This window comes from Streptomyces sp. P9-2 (assembly GCF_051903975.1).
GTDB classification, from domain to species: domain Bacteria; phylum Actinomycetota; class Actinomycetes; order Streptomycetales; family Streptomycetaceae; genus Streptomyces; species Streptomyces cellulosae.
In genome coordinates this window covers 1,612,856-1,630,661 of sequence record NZ_CP192633.1, presented here as the reverse complement: position 1 = coordinate 1,630,661, position 17,806 = coordinate 1,612,856, and the positions used below count along the sequence as shown (strand labels likewise).

Sequence of the window (17,806 nt, the reverse complement as noted above, 5' to 3'; positions counted from 1 at the left end):
TCCGTCAGCCGGATGGCACATCGCTCACTCGATGGAATGGCTTTGGGGAGAGGTGGTCGACGGACGGCAAGGGTCAGGCCCCGAATCCTGGAGCGGATCCGGGGCCTGTGCCGACCGTGTGCCGACCGGGGGCGTCGTGCGGGCCGCTTACGCGTCCTCCGCCGCCTTCTTCGCGATGTCCGTGCGGTGCTGGGAGCCGTCGAGGCGGATGCGGGAGACGGCGCGGTAGGCGCGGTCGCGGGCCTCGGTGAGGTCCTTGCCGGTCGCCGTCACGGACAGCACGCGCCCGCCCGCGCTGACGACCGTGTCGCCCTCGAGCCGGGTCCCGGCGTGCAGGACGTACGCGTGCGGGGCGTCCTGGGCGGCGACCTCGTCGAGGCCGGTGACGGGGTCGCCGGTGCGCGGGGTGCCGGGGTAGTTGTGCGAGGCGACGACCACGGTGACCGCGGCGTCGTCGCTCCAGCGGATCGGCTCCAGGTGGGCGAGGTTGCCGGTGGCGGCGGCCATCAGCAGCCCGGCCAGCGGGGTCTTCAGCCGGGCCAGGACCACCTGGGTCTCGGGGTCGCCGAACCGGGCGTTGAACTCGATCACGCGGACACCGCGCGAGGTGATCGCCAGACCGGCGTAGAGCAGACCGGAGAACGGCGTGCCGCGGCGGCGCATCTCGTCCACGGTCGGCTGCAGCACCGACTGGACGACCTCGTCGACCAGCTTGGGGTCGGCCCAGGGCAGCGGGGAGTACGCGCCCATGCCGCCGGTGTTCGGGCCCTCGTCGCCGTCCAGGGCGCGCTTGAAGTCCTGCGCGGGCTGGAGGGGCACGACGGTCTCGCCGTCGGTGACCGCGAAGAGGGAGACCTCGGGGCCGTCGAGGAACTCCTCGACGACGACGCGCTCACACCCGGCGGCGTGCGCGCGGGCCGCCTCGGCGTCGTCGGTCACGACGACGCCCTTGCCGGCCGCGAGCCCGTCGTCCTTCACGACGTACGGGGCGCCGAAGGCATTGAGGGCCGCGTCGACCTCGTCGGGGATGGTGCAGACGTAGGAGCGGGCGGTGGGCACGCCGGCCGCCGCCATCACGTCCTTGGCGAAGGCCTTGGAGCCCTCGAGCCGCGCGGCCTCCTTGGAGGGGCCGAAGACGGGGATGCCCGCCCCGCGCACGGCGTCGGCGACCCCGGCGACCAGGGGCGCCTCGGGGCCGACCACCACGAGGTCCGCGCCCAGCCGCTGGGCCAGCGCGGACACGGCGGCGCCGTCGAGGGCGTCGACCTGGTGCAGCTCGGCGACCTCGGCGATGCCGGCGTTGCCGGGCGCGCAGTGCAGCGCGGTGACATCGGGGTCGAGGGACAGGGAGTGGCACAGGGCGTGTTCGCGGGCGCCGCTGCCGATGACGAGGACCTTCACGGGGGTCAGCCTAACGGCAGACGGCGGGCGGTCTTTGTGCGGGCTTCCGAACGGGTGGGGTGGGGGTGGTTGTGTGTTTCTCCAAAGGGGCTGGTCAGGGGGCGCGGGGTTGCCCCGGGGGGAGCTGGGCTCGGGAGGCGGCGCCGGGATGCCCGAGGCGAGGTCGGGACGGGGATGCCTGGGGTGCCGGGTGCGGGAGTCCGGATGGCGGCGCCGGGGTGCCAGGAGCTGTCCGGACGGCGGCACAGGGGTACCGCGGCGAGGTCCGGGCGGGGATGCCGGGGTGCCGGGCGCGGGAGTCCGGCGAGCGGCGCCGGGGTGCCAGGAGCTGTCCGGACGGCGGCACAGGGGTACCGCGGCGAGGTCCGGACGGGGACGCCGGGGTGCCGGGCGCGGGAGTCCGGAGAGCGGCGCCGGGGTGCCAGGGGCTGAAGTCCGGACTGGGACGCCGGGGTGCCGGGGGAGCCGGGCGGACGCCGGGATGCCGGGGGGCCGGGGCCGGGCGGACGCCGGGGTGCCGGGGCCGGGGCCGGGCGGACGCCGGGGTGCCGGGCTGAGGCCAGGACGGCGGGTCCCCGCCCGTCGTGACTACTCGTTCGTGAACTCCTCGACGACCGTCGCGCCCAGCTCGCGGACGAGGAGCTCCTGCCCGGAGAGGGCGGACTCGTCGAGGTCGGGGTCGTCGTCCTCCGGGATGTCGTCCTCGGGCGACACCGGCGGGGGCGGCTCCGGGGCGGCGGGCCGGGAGGGGGCCGCCGGGGCGGGTGCGGAGGGCGCGGGGGACGGGGACGTGGGGGCGGACGGCTGGGGGGCGGAGGGGCGTCGGGTGTCGCCGGGACCACCGGGGACGCCGCCGCTGGATGCTCCGTAGCCACCGCTGCTTGCCGGTGCGCCGTAGCCGCCGCCTCCGCTGCTGCGGCCGCCGGACGACGGGCCGCCCGCCGGGCCGGACGGGGCGGAGCCGCCACCGCCGGACGGGTCGACGACCGCCTCGATCTTCCACTGCACGTTGAACTGCTCGGTCAGCGCCTGACGCAGCACGTCCTCGCTGCCGCTGCTGAGGAAGTTGTCGCGGGCGCCCGCGTTCACGAAGCCGAGCTGGAGGGTCGTGCCGTCGAAGCCGGTCACCTGGGCGTTCTGGCTGAGCAGGATCCAGGTGAAGCGGCGGCGGTTCTTGACCGTCTCCAGGATGTTCGGCCAGAGCATGCGGGGGTCGAGGCCGCCGCCTCCGCCGCTGGGAGGCCCGGCCGGCGTGGCGGGCGCCGAGGGCGCGGGGGACGGAACCGCGGGGGCCGACGGGGCGGTGGGCTGCGGTGACTGGGCGGGCCTGCTCGCGCCGCCGCCCGCGGAGGCGGCCGTGGGCCAGCCGCCGGGTCGCCGGCCCGCGCCTGCGCCGCCTCCACCCGCGGGGGTGGCGGTGGGCCAGGCGCCGGGGGCGGGGGTGGCAGGTGCCGGGGGTGCCTGGGGGGCGGCCGGGGGCGGAGTGGGCGCCTGCGCCTCGGCCGGAGCCGGAGGAGGTGTGGGTGCAGGGGGGACCGCGGGCGTCGGCTGCCCCTGGGCCCGTACGGCGGCGCGGGCCGCGGCGGGACCGCCGCCGGGCTCGACGACGTGGTTCGAAGCCGGAGCGGCGGCCCCCTGGTGGGCCTCAGGACCGGGGACGTACCCCATGGCGGGCACACCCGCCGCCGCACCGCCCGCCGAGAACTGCACCCCGCGCTCGATACGGTCCAGCCGTGCCATGAGCGAGCGCTCGTCGCCGTACGCGGCGGGAAGCAGCACGCGCGCGCAGATCAGCTCCAGCTGGAGCCGCGGCGAGGTGGCGCCGCGCATCTCGGTGAGACCGGCGTTGACGATGTCGGCGGCGCGGCCGAGCTCGGCGGGCCCGAATGTGCCGGCCTGCGCCTGCATGCGCTCGAGGACGTCGGCGGGGGCGTCGATGAGGCCCTTGTCGGCGGCGTCGGGCACGGCGGCGAGGATGACGAGGTCACGCAGCCGCTCGAGCAGGTCGGCGACGAAGCGGCGGGGGTCGTTGCCGCCCTCGATCACGCGGTCGACGACCTCGAAGGCGGCGGCGCCGTCACCGGTGGCGAAGGCCTCGACGACGGAGTCGAGCAGCGAGCCGTCCGTGTAGCCGAGCAGGGAGGTGGCCATGGCATAGGTCACGCCCTCCTCCCCGGCGCCGGCGAGCAGCTGATCCATCACGGACATGGAGTCACGCACGGAACCGGCGCCGGCGCGGACGACGAGCGGGAGCACTCCCTCCTCGACGGCGATGCCCTCCTTCTGGCACACCTCGCCGAGGTACTCGCGGAGCGTGCCGGGCGGGACCAGCCGGAACGGGTAGTGGTGCGTACGCGACCGGATCGTCCCGATGACCTTCTCGGGCTCGGTGGTCGCGAAGATGAACTTCAGATGCTCCGGCGGCTCCTCGACGACCTTCAGCAGCGCGTTGAAGCCGGCCGACGTGACCATGTGGGCCTCGTCGATGATGTAGATCTTGTACCGGCTGGACGCGGGCCCGAAGAACGCCTTCTCGCGCAGGTCACGGGCGTCGTCCACACCACCGTGGGACGCGGCGTCGATCTCGATGACGTCGATCGAACCGGGGCCGTTGCGCGCGAGGTCGCGGCAGGACTGGCAGGTGCCGCACGGGGTGGGGGTGGGTCCCTGCTCGCAGTTCAGGCACCGCGCGAGGATCCGCGCACTGGTCGTCTTGCCGCAGCCGCGGGGTCCGCTGAACAGGTACGCGTGATTGACCCGGTTGTTCCGCAGCGCCTGCTGCAGCGGGTCGGTGACATGCTCCTGCCCGATGACCTCGGCGAAGGACTCGGGTCGGTAGCGGCGGTACAGCGCGAGAGACGACACGCCTACGAGGTTATAGGCGAGCGCCGACAACCGGACCGGCCGCCGGAGAACGCAAGCGCCCCCCACGCACCCGCCAGAGCCGACCTACCCTTGCTGCCTTCCGGCCCTGGGGGAGTTCAGTCAGATAGCGCCGCGTGAGGGGCTACGCAGAGGCTACCTCATCCGCCGGGGCGGGAACGAGTTCGCGAGCACTCCTCTCGGTCATGTAATGTTTCCGGCGGAGGATTCGCCTAGAGGCCTAGGGCGCACGCTTGGAAAGCGTGTTGGGGGCAACCCCTCACGAGTTCGAATCTCGTATCCTCCGCCAGTGCCTCACCGGGCACGATGTCGAAGGGCCCCACCGTTCGCGGTGGGGCCCTTCGACGTTCTCGGCACCTGCTCCGCGCAGCGTGACCCCCGTCACATGCACGGAGGGCACCCTTATCCGCGCCACCCCAGGTCAGCGGCATGGCGCGATCGTCCCCGCCGAGATCTGTGCGCACGGACACAGCGGCCCGGGCCCGTGGTGGCGCATACTGAGACATGACTAAGCCCGCGGCACCGAAGCGTCATCTGCCCACCAGCCCCTTCAAGGTCCCGGTCGCACCGGCCCCCAAGCACTTCGACACGGGGGACCAGGTCACCCACGACGTGTACGGCCTCGGCCGGGTGGTCGGCATCGAGGACGGAGTCGCGGCGCTCGTGGATTTCGGCTCGACGCAGATGCGGATCCTGAGCCCGTACCCCAAGATGACCAAGCTCTAGAAACACCGTGCCCGGTCAGGGCATGCCAGGCCCGCTCAGCGGCCTGCAAGGAAAGGCAGACCTCTCATCGACTCCACATCGCTGTTCTCGGCCCCGGAAGGGCAGACACACAGCTCCACCGCCTCGCCCCGTCCGACGACCCAGCCCTTCCAGGCCCCGGACTTCGGCGAGGACGAGACCTTCTGGGCCGAGGACGCGGAGCAGCCCGCCCAGGACCCGAAGGCGCGGCGGCCCAAGTCCGCCTAGCGCGGTGTACCGGCCCGGCAGCGTCGCGCACCTGAACACTGCCGTGGTCCGGACATGCCTCCGCATGTGAGGCGATGGCACGCTCCCCCGCATGAGCAGCGTGCCTGACGTGACGTGCCGTACCCGGTCGAAGCGGCCCCCGTGGTTCTTCGTCGGAGCCGGCGCGGCCGGGCTGGTCCTGGTCGTCGCCCGTCTGGCGATGACGGGCGGGGTCCCCGACGTGTGGGTCCTCGCGGGCGTCGTTCTCCTCCCGCTGGGCGTGGGAGGCGCGTACGCCGCTGCCGTCCGCGTCCACGCCGACGCGGACGGACTGTCGTACCGCACGCTGCTGCGCCGCCGCCGTGCGCGGTGGGAGGACGTCGCGGACGTACGGGTGTACGTGCAGCACCTGCGTCACGGCGACACGCACCGCGTCGAGGTCGTGACGCGCGGCGGTCGCGTCTGGCGCCTGCCCCTGCCGGTGGGCCCGTCCTCCGAGGGCCGGGACACCTTCGACGACACCGTGGAGGCGCTGCGCGCGCTGCACCGGCGGCACGGCACACCCGAGTCGGAACATCTCGTCGTGATCACCGGGAGCGCGGCCGGGCGCCGTGTCGGTCCGGCGGCCTGGATGTGTGCCATGTTCCTCGCGGGCGCCGCGCCGGCCGCGTGGTTCGTCCCCGTGGTGGCGGAAACCGAGCTGGCATGGACGTCGGCCGTCCCGTGCGCGGCGGAAAGCTCCGAGCACGACCGGGACTGCCTGACGACGCTGTCCGCGGTGATCGCCCGCACCGACGTGAGGAAGCCCAAGGGAAGCAGCTACCTCTACTTCGCCAACGGGCGGCCGGTCGACCGGCTGGCGGTGTCGCGGGAAGGGGCCCAGGGGTTCGAGGCCGGCGACCGTGTCGAACTCACCGTCTGGCGCGGTGCGATACGGGAGGTCATCGGCGAGGAGCATGTGTGGCGCGAGCACTTCCCCGCCGCCGGTGGGATCACCGTGACTGCCGCCCTGTGCGTGCTGGCGGCCGGCATGTCGGGCGCCGTGGTCGTGCAGCGCCGTCGCGGACGCCGTCTGCCCGCCGACGAGGTCCTGCCGTCGTCGGCGCCGTACGCCGTCGCCCTCGCCGCCACGGCCGTGTGGGCGCTGCCGTACTGCTACCGGCATCCGACGCTGGCGCCGGACACCGCCCGGGACATCGCCTGGGCCGGGCTGGGGTCACTGGTCTCGCTCGCCCTGTTCCTCTGGGCCGTGCGCGCGACCCGTGTCCGTACGCCCGCCACGGCCCCCGCGGCCTCGACGGACACCGCCCCCGACGACGAGGACGTCTTCCTGCCCGCTCGCTTCCTGGAGTCCACCGGCTACAACCCGAACGGTTTCGGCACCCACATCGTCCTGGGCCCCGACGGGCCCGCCGTCACACCCCACCCGGGCCCGGGCCGGTTCGCGACACGCCCGATCCCGGTGCGGCGGCTCACCGTCACGTCGGTCCGCCGTCCACGCGGCGGTGAGGGCGACCTCGTGCCGAGGAGCTGGGACGTCGCCGAACTGGACGACGAGGGCAGACCCGTCCGACTCGCGGCCGCCCCCGACGCACTGGCCCGCATCCTGCGGGCGTTCACCGACGCGGAGAAGCGGACGCCGGCCGGGGAAAGCTAGCCCGTCGCCGTCGCGTCACCGCGTGATCCGCACCCCCCTCTCCACCGTCACCTGGTCGATCTCCGACACCCGGACCGTCAGCTTCATCGTCCAGGCGCCCTCCAGGGGGAGGGTGAGGTCGTTCGTGGCCCAGTAGCCGCCCCTGTCGGTGAGGCGTGCGTCGATGGGGCCCACGTCCTTGGACGGGAGGGTGAAGGTGACGCGGAGTTCCGGGACGGCGGTCAGGGCTCCCCGGGGGCCGAAGACCACCGCCTGGAGGCCGTTCTCGCCGACGCGGCCCGGGTCCATCGTGAGCTGGACCGTGCCGCTGCCGCCGGGCGTCCCCGTTTCGTACGGGACCGTCAGCGCCTGCGCCCCGGGCAGGCCCGCCACCTGCGGCTCGGGCGCCTTCGCCGCCTCCGCCTCCGCGCGGGACGGCAGTGTGCCGGTCAGCACCGTGGTGACCAGCAGGACGGCCACCGCGACCACCACCTCCGCCAGGACGGAGCGGCGCAGGGCGCGGCGGTGGACGGCTTCCGGTTCGGCGGTGGTCACCTGCGTCACGTGCGTGGTCCTCGGTTCGGGGGGCGGGCCCGACGCGCCCACCAGCGCCGGTACGCGTTCCTCGGCCGCCGCCGGGCGGGCCAACAGCGCCGTCCAGCGGCGGGACAGCGCCGCCGCGAGCAGCAGGAACACCGTCGCCGCCAGCTTCACCGCGAGCGTGCGGCCGTACGCGGTGTCCGGCAGGGCGGACCAGGAGCCCAGGCCCCGCCAGGACTGGTACGCGCCGGTGACGACCAGCACCGTCACCGACGTGAACGCCAGGCGCGAGAAGCGGGCCACCGTCGCGTACGGCGGTGGTGTCTGCGCCCGGTGGAGGGTGAGCAGGAGGGCGGTGAGGCCGCCGAGCCAGGCGGCCATCGCCAGCAGGTGCAGCACCGACGACGTCATGGCCACCGGCACCTGGATCCCGGCCGACGCGTGCTCCGCCGACGCCCACGTCAGGGCCAGCGACACCGAGAGGACCGCGCCCGCCGTCGTTCGGGTGCGGAGACTCCTCCTGCGCAGGAACGGCACGAGCGGCGCCGCCGTCAGGAGCAGCAGTACGCGGGTCATGAGGGCCATGCCCGGGCGGCCGCTCAGCGTGTCCGGGAAGCTCGACAGGTCCAGTGCCGTCCCCGGCGACGTCCCCTTCTCGTACGGCGCCCGCAGCACCAGCAGTCCCGCCGTCGTCACCAGCAGCGTCCACCAGCCGAACAGCAGCGGCGCCCGCAGCGGACCCGTGTCCGGCGGGCGGCACAGGGCCGCGAACGCCGCCGTGCCGATGAGCAGCGCCGCCGCGATGTAGGCGAGGTAGCGGCCGGTGTCGTACAGGCTTTTGGTGACCGGGTGTTCGGCGTGGTCGGCGGGGGCCGCCGGAGGGGTGGGGGACGGCTTGCCGACGGAGAAGGTGAACGCGCCCGAGACCGGGTGGCTGTCCGCCGAGACCACCCGCCACGCCACCGTGTACGTGCCCTCGTCGAGGTCCCGGGGCAGTGCGGCGCGGGCCGTGTCGGCGGCGCCGGCCGCGTGTTCGGGTTCCTCCACGTGGACGCGGCGGTTGTCGGGGCCGTAGATCCGGAAGGAGTCCTCGAGCAGGCCCACGGACTCGGTGAACGTCAGGGTGATGTGCGTGGGCGCCGTCTTGACGACGCTTCCGTCCTCGGGGTCGCTGGCGCGCAGGGCCGCGTGGGCACTCGCCGGGGCCGCGCCCGCGAGGAGAAGCGTCAGCAAGGTGCCCAGCAGCACCAGCGCCCGTATGCACAGGGACCGGTCGCCCGTCGCCCCGTCGCGCCGTCGCTCCACGTCGTACCCGCCTCCCGGCCGTTCGCCTCCGGTGGAGTACGGACGGGACGCGCGGTCCGCTCAATGCAGCGGTCAGGGATTCACCAGGTCGGGCGGGACGTCGCCCCTCCGTCGACCACCAGGTCGTGGCCGGTCACCCAGGACGCGAGCGGGGAGGCCAGGAACACGCAGGCGTCGCCGACGTCCTCCGGGCGGCCGAGGCGGCCCACGGCGGACGCCTCCCGCCAGCGGCGTACGCCCTCCGGCCAGGCGTCGGCCAGGCCCTCACGGTCGATCAGGCCGGGCGACACCGTGTTGACGCGCACGCCCCAGGGGCCGAACTCCAGCGCGGCCGAGCGGGCGTGCATCACCACCGCGGCCTTGGACGCGCCGTAGTGGGCGTGGCCGGGAGCCGGGAAGCCGGCCTCGACGGAGGCGATGTGGGTGACGGAGCCGCCGCCCTGGTCGCGCATCAGCCGGGCCGCCGCCTGGGTGCAGGCGAAGACGGAGGTGAGGTTGGTGTCCACGACCGCGCGCCACTCGGCCGCCGTCATCCCGGCGAGCTCCTGGACGGGCTGGACGCCCGCGTTGTTGACCAGCGCGGTGAGCCGGCCGCCGAACCGTTCGGCGGCCTCGGCGACGAGCCGGTGGCAGTCGTCCTCGTCGGTCAGGTCGGCCTTCAAAACGACGGCCCTGCCGCCCGCGTCCCGGATGGCGACCGCCGTCTTCTGGGCGGACGCGACGGAGGTGCGGCAGTGCAGCGCGACGGCCGCGCCCTCCTCGGCGAGCCGGCGGGCGATCCCCCGGCCGACGCCTCCGCCGGCCCCGGTGACCAGGACGACCTGGCCGTGCAGCAGTCCCCGCCCGCCCAGCCCGCTCATGGGCGGCCCAGCTCCGCGACGAGGTCCGCCCGGTCGGGGTAGCGGGCAGCCAGTTCGGCCGGGTCGCCGTGTTCGTAGCCGTCGTAGGTGAAGCCGGGGGCCGTCGTGCAGCCGAACAGGGTCCAGGAGCCGCCGTCGGCGACGCGGGCGCCCATCCAGGTGCCGGCGGGGACGGTGAGCTGGACGTGCTGGCCGCCGAGCACGTCGGGGCCGAGGACCGGGGTGCTGCTGGTGCCGTCGGGGGCGAGCAGCAGCATCCGCAGCGGGTCGCCGAGATAGTGGTGCCAGGTCTCGTCGGCGGGCAGGCGGTGCAGGGCAGAGTAATCGCCGGGCGCGTCGGTGAGCAGGGCGACGATGGCGGTGCCCTCGGGGCGGCCGTCGGGCCGGGCGGGACCGGCCCAGGTCTGCCGGAACCGGCCTCCCTCCCGGGGGATCGGCTCCAGTCGGAAGTGGGCGACGAGCTCGTCGGGGGTCACCCTCCGAAGGCTACCTCCCGCGTGAGGAACGCGAGTTGTGCTCGCTTCTCCGGGAGGTACACGTCCGGCAGGTCCACCTCCGGCAGCACCACCCGGGGTCCGGTGGTGAAGCCCTGCCGCGCGAACCGGGCGATCGCCTTCTCGTTGGCGACGTCCGGGTCGACGACGATCCGCCGCCGGTCCAGACCCAGCAGGACGTACGTCGAGACGGCGGCCGCCAGTCCGGCGGTCCAGCCGGAGCGGCTCCCGCCCGGCTGCGGGGGCGCGAGCAGCAGGTGCATGCCGATGTCGCCCGGCTCGACGGGGTAGCACTCGCCCACCCGGTCGGCCTCCGGCTCGTACGTCTGGAGCAGTCCGGCCGCCTCGCCGTCCTTGACGAGGAGGTACGCGTGGTGGGAGTCGAGGGTCTCCATGTGCGCGTAGATCTCGCGGACCTGCTGCTCGGTGAGGCCGTTCATGCCCCAGAACACGGCGCGTTCCTCGCTCACCCAGCGGTGCAGCAGGGGCGCGTCGGCGGCCGGGTCCAGCGGCAGGACGCGCACGGTGCCGAAGCCGCCGACCGTCTGCTCGTGGACGGCCGGGCGGGAGGCGTACGGGTCAGACATCGGTCTCCTTCGTCAGTTGCGCCCAGTCGGTGACGACCGGGGCCAGGTCTCCGGCGAGCCACAGGGGCTGCTGGTCCCGGTGGTGGGGCGAGCCGGGGCGGCCCGAGGCGCCGTGCGGCACCACCCAGCGGCTGTCCTCGCGCCGGGCCAGGTCCCAGACGTAGCGGGCGGCGGGGCCGCGGGCGGCGAGGTCGGTGACGCCGGGCACGGCGGAGGTGCACAGGACGCAGTCGTGGTCGCCGGACAGGACGGGTTCCTCCCGCGGGTCCTCGGGCGGGAGGGCGCGCCAGGGCGCGAGGCGGTGGGTGTCGCCCCAGGTGCCGGCGGGCGGCGCGGCGGCCACCTCCTCCAGGGCCGCGCGGACGACGGCGGGGCGGTCGATGCCGAACAGGTCCCGCGCGGAGAGCAGGTGCTCCAGGGCGAACCCGATGCGCGGGACCAGCGCGAGCCAGGGGCGGAAGACGTCCGGGTACGGCGGCGGGGCAGCGGCGGGCGCGAGGGCGGGCTCGGCGGCGAGACGGCGCACGACCGCGCTGCGCAGGGCCGAGAAGACGGCGGCGTCGGCGCTGTCCGCGTCCATGTGCCGGTCCCAGGCGAGGAGCCGCTCGCGCAGGGCGGACGCGGGTGCGGTGAGGTCGGGGGCGTCGAACGCGGCGAGGTGGTCCAGGAGGGGCGCGGCGGAGGCGAGGTGGGTGTCGGTGTGGATCGCCGCCATGTCGGCGGCGGACCAGCGGTGCCGGCGGGCGAGCAGGGCGGCGATGCGGCGGGCGCGGTGCGGCGGGGCGAACTCCACGCCGAGCGGGGCCGCGGGACCGCGCTGGTTGGCCATCACGGCGACCCCGTCGTCGAGCCCGGCGCGGGGCGTCTCGTGCCAGCCGCGCCACTCGTGGCCGGGTTCCCACGCGGGCACCAGGCGGACGCGGTTGGCGTCGGAGCGCACGGGGACGCGGCCGGCCACCCGGTGCAGGGCGCCGCCCTCGGTGTCGGCGGCGAGGACGACGTTGACGGGCTCGGCCCACAGGTCGGCGGCGCGGTCCACGTCGGCGACCCGGCGGGCCCGCAGCAGCGGCAGCAGGGCGCCGAAACCGAGGTCGCCGGTGACACGGGGCGGGTACCGCAGGGCGACGGCGAGCGGGGGCTCCCCCGGCTCGGGCACCTCGCCGTCGAGACCCTCGGGGCCGCCGATGACGACGGGCCCCCGCTCGGTCTCGATCACCTCCACCTCGACGGGGTCCTCGCCCGCGACCTCGACGGTCTCGGTGTGCCGGGCCGCCCGCCGCCACACGCCGTCCGGGCCGAGCGCCTCGATGCCGGCGCCGGTGCGGCGCAGCCGCTCGCGGTAGAGGTCCTGGTAGTCGGCCATGGCGTTGGTGATGGCCCAGGCGACCGTGCCGGCGTGGCCGAAGTGGGCGATGCCGGGGACACCGGGCACGGCGAGGCCGACGACGTCGAACTCCGGGCAGGACAGCCGGATCTGCTGGTAGACGCCGGGGTCCTCGATGAAGCGGTGCGGGTCGCCGGCGACGACCGCCTGTCCGGTGACCGTGCGCTCCCCCGCGACCAGCCAGCCGTTGCTGCCGGAGGTGCCGGGGCCGTCGGCGGCGAACAGGCCCACCGCGTCCGAGCCGAGGCGCGCGGCGGCGTGGTCGCGCCACAGCTTGGCGGGGAAGCCGGCGAAGAGGAGGTGCGTGGACAGCCACACGGCCAGCGGCGTCCACGGCTCCCAGCGGCCGGGGAGGACGCCGGCGCGGGCGAACTCCGGTGCGTCGTGCCCGTCGAGGCCCTCGTTGACGCCGGTGACGTACGCCCGGATCCAGTCGGCGGTCTCCGGGTCGTGTGCCTCCAGGCGGGCGAGGCAGCGGCGGGCGGTGTCGGCGACCCGGGCGCGCCGGACCAGCACGTCCCAGGGCAGCTCCCCGGCGCCGAGGAAGGAGGCCGAGGTGCCCTGGGCGCGGTGGCGCTCCACCTCGATCTGCCAGCCGCGGTCACGGGCGGTCACCAGGCCCTGGAGACGCGCGAGTTCACGCGCGCCGTCCGCCCGCAGATGGGGAATCCCCCAGGGGTCCCGGAAGATCGCACCGGACACTGTGCCCTCATTTCACTTTAGGTTAGGCTCCCCTAAGTCAACCGTGACGTGACGGGATCGTACGCGAAGGGTGAAGGCGCGATGGGGCAGGGGCGGGGTTGGGAGGGCGCGGTCCTCAGACTGCTGCGCGCGAAGGACTTCGAGTTCACGGTGACCGGCGCCGAGGACGTCACCGCCGACTACCGGCGGATCGCCTTCACCGACGGCGGAATGCTGGCCACGACCGGCGTCCACCCCACGATGTGGGTACGGCTGTGGTTCGACAACGCGGGCAAGCCGCACCAGCGCGCGTACACCCTGGTCGACCCCGACCCGGAGGCCGGCACCTTCGCGCTGGAGTTCGCGCTGCACAAGGGGTGCGCCAGCGACTGGGCGCGGGCGGCGAAGGCCGGGGACACCGTCGAGGCGACCGTGCAGGGCACGGGATTCGACCGCCCGGACCCCTCCCCGTCGCATGTCTATGCGGTCGGCGACCCGGCCTCGCTGCCGGCCGTCAACTCCCTGCTGGGCGCCCTGGGTGACGCCCCGGCGACCGTCTGGTTCGAGGGCTCGCTGGACGGGCTGCCGTTCACGGGCGACCCCGCGCGGCACGAGGTGCGCGAGGTGCCCCGACGGGACGCGGGTGCGGCCCTGCTGGAGCGCGTCCGCGCCGAACTGCCCGGCCTGCTGGCGTCCGGGGCGGACCCGTACGTGTGGATCGCCTGCGACACCGCGACCACCCGCGCGCTGGGCGCCTTCGTCCGCAAGGAGCTGGGCCTGCCCAAGCAGCGGGTGCAGGCGCTCGGGTACTGGCGCGCGAGCTGACCCGCGACGCGCGATCAACGGGGCGACGCGCGATCATCGGGGGCATGGACGTCACACTGCACCTCGCCCAGGACCCCGACGCCGACCGGCTGCTGGGCCGCAGCCCGCTCGCCGCGCTGATCGGGATGCTGCTGGACCAGCAGATCCCGATGGAATGGGCGTTCAAGGGCCCGGCGACGATCGCGCAGCGGCTCGGCTCGGACGACCTCGACGCGCACGAGATCGCCGCGTACGACCCCGAGGCGTTCGCCGCGCTGCTCTCCGAGAAGCCCGCGGTGCACCGCTACCCGGGGTCCATGGCCGGCCGCATCCAGCAGCTGTGCCAGTACCTCGTCGAGCACTACGACGGTGACGCCGAGGCCGTCTGGCGGGGCGTCGACGACGGCAAGGAGCTGCTGAAGCGGCTCCAGGACCTGCCCGGGTTCGGCAAGCAGAAGGCGCAGATCTTCCTCGCCCTGCTGGGCAAGCAGCTCGGCGTCCGCCCCGAGGGCTGGCGGGAGGCGGCCGGCCCGTACGGCGAGGAGGAGTCCTTCCGCTCGGTCGCGGACATCACGGGCCCGGAGTCGCTGGCGAAGGTGCGGGCGCACAAGCAGGAGATGAAGGCGGCGGCGAAGGCGGCCAAGGCCGCGAAGAAGACGGGGGCGTGACCGGCGCCCGTGGGCCCGCCTCCGGTCCCGTACCGGGGGCGGGTATGCGGGCCGGGGGTGGCGAACGGGGCGGCCGTGGAGGGCGCACGATGGGCGCGCGGACCGTTTTCTGACGGTTTCCGGCATCTTTTACGGCGGCGTACTGCGTCGCCATGGCTGCGCCCGGAACGTCTCGACCGGTAGGCTTTCCGTGTGATCTTCAAGCGCATCGGAAACGGCCGGCCGTACCCCGACCACGGCCGGGAAAGCACCCGGCAGTGGGCGGACGTGGCGCCGCGCCCGGTCCGCCTCGATCAGCTCGTGACGACCAAGCAACAGCTCGACCTCGAGACCCTTCTCGCCGAGGACTCGACCTTCTACGGCGACCTCTTCGCGCACGTCGTGAAGTGGCAGGGCGATCTGTACCTCGAGGACGGACTGCACCGCGCCGTGCGGGCGGCGCTCCAGCAGCGCCAGGTGCTCCACGCGCGCGTTCTCGAACTCGACTGACGCCCGTCGAACCCCCTGGCGGCCCGGTTTGGCCCTTTCGGGTTGGACTGCACCCAGTCGAATGATCATCTAGTAGGCATAGCAGCCCGGGCGCACTACGCTGCGCTCATGAGCATGCTCACTCCACCCGGCATGGGCGGCCAGTACCGCATCACGGGTGACAAGTACCCGCGGATGCGCCGGCCCCGGCGGCGCGGCAAGCTCGTCGTGCTGACCGTCGTCTCCGTCGCCGTGCTCGGCGTGGGCGGCTGGGGCACGCTGCAACTCATCGACGTGTTCACCGGCGGCGACTCGGCCTCCGCGGCCGGCACGAAGTCCGCCTGCGGCACCAAGGCCAAGCCCTCGGCGTCTCCTGCCGGGGCCGCCGAGCCGCTGCCCCGGCCGAACACGATCACCGTCAACGTGCTCAACGCCACCACCCGCAGCGGGCTCGCCCAGAAGACCGCGGACGAGCTGAAGAAGCGCGGCTTCCGGATCGGCGAGGTCGCCAACGCGCCCGCGACGTTCGACAAGAAGGTCAAGGGCGCCGGCGTGCTGCTCGGTCCCGCGACCGCGCTGGACACGGCGCTGCCGGTGCTGGGCACCCAGCTGGCCGACGCCGAGCGGCGTACGGACCAGGCCCGAAAGGGCGCCGAGCTCGACCTGATCATCGGCGACGCGTTCCGGGGGCTCACGGCGAAGGCGGACGCCGACAAGGCGCTGACCGCACTGGCCAACCCCGAGCCGGCGCCCGCCTCGAAGAAGAACTGCTGAGCCCGGCCCTCGGAGGGCCGGCTGCGTGAGCGGCGGGGTTACTCCGCGGCTCCGTACATGCGGTCGCCCGCGTCGCCGAGGCCCGGGACGATGTAGCCCTGCTCGTTGAGGCGCTCGTCGACGGACGCCGTCACGACGGTGACCGGGGTGCCGGCCAGCTCGCGCTCCATGACCTCGACGCCCTCCGGCGCGGCCAGCAGCACCACGGCGGTCACGTCGTCCGCACCGCGCTTGATCAGCTCCTGGATCGCCGCGACGAGCGTGCCGCCGGTCGCCAGCATCGGGTCCAGGACGTACACCTGGCGCCCGGAGAGGTCGTCCGGCATGCGCGTGGCGTACGTGGAGGCCAGGAGCGTCTCCTCGTTGCGCACCATGCCCAGGAAGCCCACCTCGGCGGTCGGCAGCAGCCGGACCATGCCGTCCAGCATGCCCAGGCCGGCCCGCAGGATCGGCACCACCAGGGGGCGGGGGTGGGACAGCTTCACGCCCGTGGTCCGCGCCACCGGCGTCTGGATGTCCACCTGTTCGGTGCGCACGTCGCGCGTGGCCTCGTAGGCGAGCAGGGTGACCAGCTCGTCGGCGAGACGGCGGAAGGTCGCGGAGTCGGTGCGCTGGTCGCGCAGCGTGGTGAGCTTGTGGGCGACCAGGGGGTGGTCGACGACGTGGAGACGCATGGCGTCAACCCTAACCGGGACGCGGAGGGCCGGCGTCCCCGCGCGTGGCAAGGGGATGGGGCGCTCGTCACCCCTTCGCTGGCGTCAAACCGCCCGGTCGGGGGAAGGTGGGAGGGACGGACTGGGGTGATGAAGTGATGCCTGAGCAGGAGGATCGTGGGAATCCGTCGACTTCGGCCGGGGCGGCCGGGGGTTCCCGGGACGAGGGCGCCGGGGGCGCCGTGGACTGGGAGGCCGAGCGTCGGCGGCGGCGTGCGCGGTTTCTGAGGGAGCTGGCGGAGGCGCGGGCGTTGCGGGACCGGGTGCAGCCTCGGCGGGCGAAGGCGGCGCGGTTGCGGCATGCGATGCGGATGCGGACGTTTCGCTGGTAGCGGGGGTTCTCAGCCGCCGGCGCCTGTGCCGGCCAGGGGGTGTTTGCGCAGCCCGGCGCCGACGGGGTGCCGTCGCGCCCCCCTCCCCCACCCTCGGCTTCGCTCGCGCGGGAGGTACCCCACCGCCCTGGGGGCACCTCCCAGGGCCCTTAAGGCAGTGGGGGAGGCACGACTGCCCGCGGCTTGCGGGAGCTGGGCCCGCGGCTTGCGGGAGCCGTGGCCGTGGCGGGAGCCGCCCTCCGGTACCGATACTCGCGGATTGCGGCAGCCCGGCCTGCGACTGGCGGGACCCGCGCCCGCGGCCTGCGGAAGCCGCAGCCGCGGCGGAAGCGCGGCCCTTCGACACGAACGCCCGCGACTGGCGGCAGCTGGGCCCGCGATGGGCCGGGGGGGCCGTGCCCCTGGATGGCGGGAGCCGTGCCCCTGGATGGCGGGGGGCCGTGCCCCTGGGGACGGCGGGAGCCGTACCGCGGCCGGCGGTCGTCGCGACACGCGGGTTGCCCCGTAGGCAAAGGGGCCTGGGGTCCCTTTGACGTGCCGCGCTCCGGTGGTGGGGTTGGGCGCGTACGATCCGGTCTGGTGGTGACAAGCACGCTGGACCGCGATCCAGACTGCCGGACACAGGGAGCGGAAGACGTCCCCTGACGGCCTTGTTTCTGCCACGATTCCCAGTGGGCGGGGTCTCAGCTCCGCGTACCCGCCCGCACACCTCCGCCGGGGGGACCCCCAACCGGCACGCCTATGACCAGTGGGAGAGTCACGGTGTACTTCGCCGCACTGCTCGCGCGCACCGAAGACGGGTGGGAAGCGAGCGACACAGAGCTCGACGATGTGGAAACCCTGTCTGATCTGGCCGACCTGGCCCGGGAAGCCTCTCCTGACGAGGACACGGTGCTCGTGCTGATCGAGCAGGAGGACGGCTGGTTCGGCGTCGTCCGCGTGGACGGTGAGGAGGATCCCAGGATCTACGTCTCCGACGCCGCGGCGGCCGCCCGCAGCAGCTACGGGGAGATCCTGCTCACCGACGAACTGCTCGGCCGGGAGCCCGGGGACGACGGCCCCGACCTGGACGCCCTCGACCTCGACGGCACCGAGGACGGTGAGCCGGACGACGAGGACGCGGACGGCGGCCCGGCCGCGGCGTCCGGCGAGTCCGTGCCGCACGGCCCCGTCGGGGACGCGCAGGTCCTGGAGGACCTGGGCGTCACCGAGAAGGAGCTGCGCTCCATGACCCAGGACGCGGTCTCGGAGATCGCCGAGGCGCTGGGCGCCTCGGAGGTGCTGGAGACCGTCCGCTGACCGTGCCGACCACCACCCCCGCGCCC

At 74.4% G+C, this 17,806-nt stretch carries 16 protein-coding genes, 1 tRNA gene and 1 other RNA gene; 9 read left to right on the top strand and 9 right to left on the bottom strand.

Translation table 11 applies throughout. From position 1 onward, the window contains the following. Window positions 1-147: 147 nt before the first annotated feature. From purD to ffs, 3 genes are all read right to left on the bottom strand, one after another. Window positions 148-1,401: a phosphoribosylamine--glycine ligase gene (gene purD, locus ACQY0Z_RS07670; RefSeq protein WP_439812005.1), complete on the bottom strand. Its 1,254-nt coding sequence runs from the start codon at window positions 1,399-1,401 to the stop codon at window positions 148-150. Between the two features lie 588 nt (window positions 1,402-1,989). Continuing rightward, window positions 1,990-4,266, bottom strand: a complete 2,277-nt coding sequence (locus tag ACQY0Z_RS07665; RefSeq protein ID WP_439812004.1) for a DNA polymerase III subunit gamma and tau — start codon at window positions 4,264-4,266, stop codon at window positions 1,990-1,992. A 48-nt stretch (window positions 4,267-4,314) separates the two neighbouring features. Further along, window positions 4,315-4,413: signal recognition particle sRNA small type (gene ffs / locus ACQY0Z_RS07660), an RNA gene on the bottom strand. A gap of 72 nt (window positions 4,414-4,485) precedes the next feature. Here ffs and ACQY0Z_RS07655 point away from each other — a divergent pair. The 3 genes from ACQY0Z_RS07655 to ACQY0Z_RS07645 all read left to right on the top strand — a co-directional run bounded on the left by ACQY0Z_RS07655 (window position 4,486) and on the right by ACQY0Z_RS07645 (window position 6,892). After that, a tRNA-Ser gene (locus tag ACQY0Z_RS07655) sits at window positions 4,486-4,573 on the top strand. A 215-nt stretch (window positions 4,574-4,788) separates the two neighbouring features. After that, window positions 4,789-5,010, top strand: a complete 222-nt coding sequence (locus ACQY0Z_RS07650; RefSeq protein ID WP_019527018.1) for a hypothetical protein — start codon at window positions 4,789-4,791, stop codon at window positions 5,008-5,010. A gap of 337 nt (window positions 5,011-5,347) precedes the next feature. Continuing rightward, complete coding sequence (locus tag ACQY0Z_RS07645; protein WP_439812003.1) at window positions 5,348-6,892, top strand: PH domain-containing protein; 1,545 nt, start codon at window positions 5,348-5,350, stop codon at window positions 6,890-6,892. Window positions 6,893-6,907: 15 nt separating this feature from the next. Here the strand turns inward: ACQY0Z_RS07645 and ACQY0Z_RS07640 are convergent, their stop codons facing one another. From ACQY0Z_RS07640 to ACQY0Z_RS07620, 5 genes are all read right to left on the bottom strand, one after another. Then, window positions 6,908-8,659 carry a copper resistance CopC/CopD family protein gene (locus tag ACQY0Z_RS07640; protein ID WP_439813350.1) on the bottom strand — a complete coding sequence of 584 codons (1,752 nt, stop codon included), beginning with the start codon at window positions 8,657-8,659 and terminating at the stop codon, window positions 6,908-6,910. 137 nt (window positions 8,660-8,796) lie between these two features. Beyond that, complete coding sequence (locus ACQY0Z_RS07635) at window positions 8,797-9,576, bottom strand: SDR family NAD(P)-dependent oxidoreductase (protein WP_439812002.1); 780 nt, start codon at window positions 9,574-9,576, stop codon at window positions 8,797-8,799. Next, the gene (locus ACQY0Z_RS07630) at window positions 9,573-10,052 is read right to left on the bottom strand and encodes a cupin domain-containing protein (RefSeq protein WP_189897224.1); all 480 of its coding nucleotides are present in this window, start codon (window positions 10,050-10,052) and stop codon (window positions 9,573-9,575) included. Before ACQY0Z_RS07630 ends, ACQY0Z_RS07635 begins: the two co-directional genes overlap by 4 nt. Beyond that, window positions 10,049-10,657: a GNAT family N-acetyltransferase gene (locus ACQY0Z_RS07625; RefSeq protein ID WP_439812001.1), complete on the bottom strand. Its 609-nt coding sequence runs from the start codon at window positions 10,655-10,657 to the stop codon at window positions 10,049-10,051. Before ACQY0Z_RS07625 ends, ACQY0Z_RS07630 begins: the two co-directional genes overlap by 4 nt. Further along, window positions 10,650-12,743: a penicillin acylase family protein gene (locus tag ACQY0Z_RS07620; RefSeq protein ID WP_439812000.1), complete on the bottom strand. Its 2,094-nt coding sequence runs from the start codon at window positions 12,741-12,743 to the stop codon at window positions 10,650-10,652. The genes ACQY0Z_RS07625 and ACQY0Z_RS07620 overlap by 8 nt, the downstream gene beginning before the upstream one ends. Window positions 12,744-12,824: 81 nt before the next feature. Here ACQY0Z_RS07620 and ACQY0Z_RS07615 point away from each other — a divergent pair, with 81 nt between their 5' ends. The 4 genes from ACQY0Z_RS07615 (at window position 12,825) to ACQY0Z_RS07600 (ending at window position 15,436) form a co-directional block, all read left to right on the top strand. Further along, window positions 12,825-13,547, top strand: a complete 723-nt coding sequence (locus ACQY0Z_RS07615; RefSeq protein WP_439811999.1) for a siderophore-interacting protein — start codon at window positions 12,825-12,827, stop codon at window positions 13,545-13,547. Between the two features lie 44 nt (window positions 13,548-13,591). Continuing rightward, a complete protein-coding gene (locus ACQY0Z_RS07610; RefSeq protein ID WP_189897220.1) occupies window positions 13,592-14,194 on the top strand; it encodes an HhH-GPD-type base excision DNA repair protein in 603 nt (200 codons plus the stop codon). A 192-nt stretch (window positions 14,195-14,386) separates the two neighbouring features. Next, a complete protein-coding gene (locus ACQY0Z_RS07605) occupies window positions 14,387-14,683 on the top strand; it encodes a type II toxin-antitoxin system VapB family antitoxin (protein ID WP_004943146.1) in 297 nt (98 codons plus the stop codon). Window positions 14,684-14,815: 132 nt separating this feature from the next. Then, entirely contained in the window at window positions 14,816-15,436 is a 621-nt protein-coding gene (locus tag ACQY0Z_RS07600) for a LytR C-terminal domain-containing protein (RefSeq protein ID WP_189897359.1), read from the top strand. Between the two features lie 38 nt (window positions 15,437-15,474). Here ACQY0Z_RS07600 and upp read toward each other — a convergent pair whose 3' ends face one another. Next, a complete protein-coding gene (gene upp, locus ACQY0Z_RS07595) occupies window positions 15,475-16,110 on the bottom strand; it encodes a uracil phosphoribosyltransferase (protein ID WP_189897219.1) in 636 nt (211 codons plus the stop codon). 137 nt (window positions 16,111-16,247) lie between these two features. Here upp and ACQY0Z_RS07590 point away from each other — a divergent pair, with 137 nt between their 5' ends. Together ACQY0Z_RS07590 and ACQY0Z_RS07585 are read left to right on the top strand one after the other, a co-directional pair. After that, window positions 16,248-16,481, top strand: a complete 234-nt coding sequence (locus ACQY0Z_RS07590; RefSeq protein WP_381728538.1) for a hypothetical protein — start codon at window positions 16,248-16,250, stop codon at window positions 16,479-16,481. A gap of 762 nt (window positions 16,482-17,243) precedes the next feature. After that, window positions 17,244-17,780, top strand: coding sequence for a tRNA adenosine deaminase-associated protein (locus ACQY0Z_RS07585; protein WP_019527030.1), 537 nt, complete (start codon window positions 17,244-17,246; stop codon window positions 17,778-17,780). Window positions 17,781-17,806: the final 26 nt, after the last annotated feature.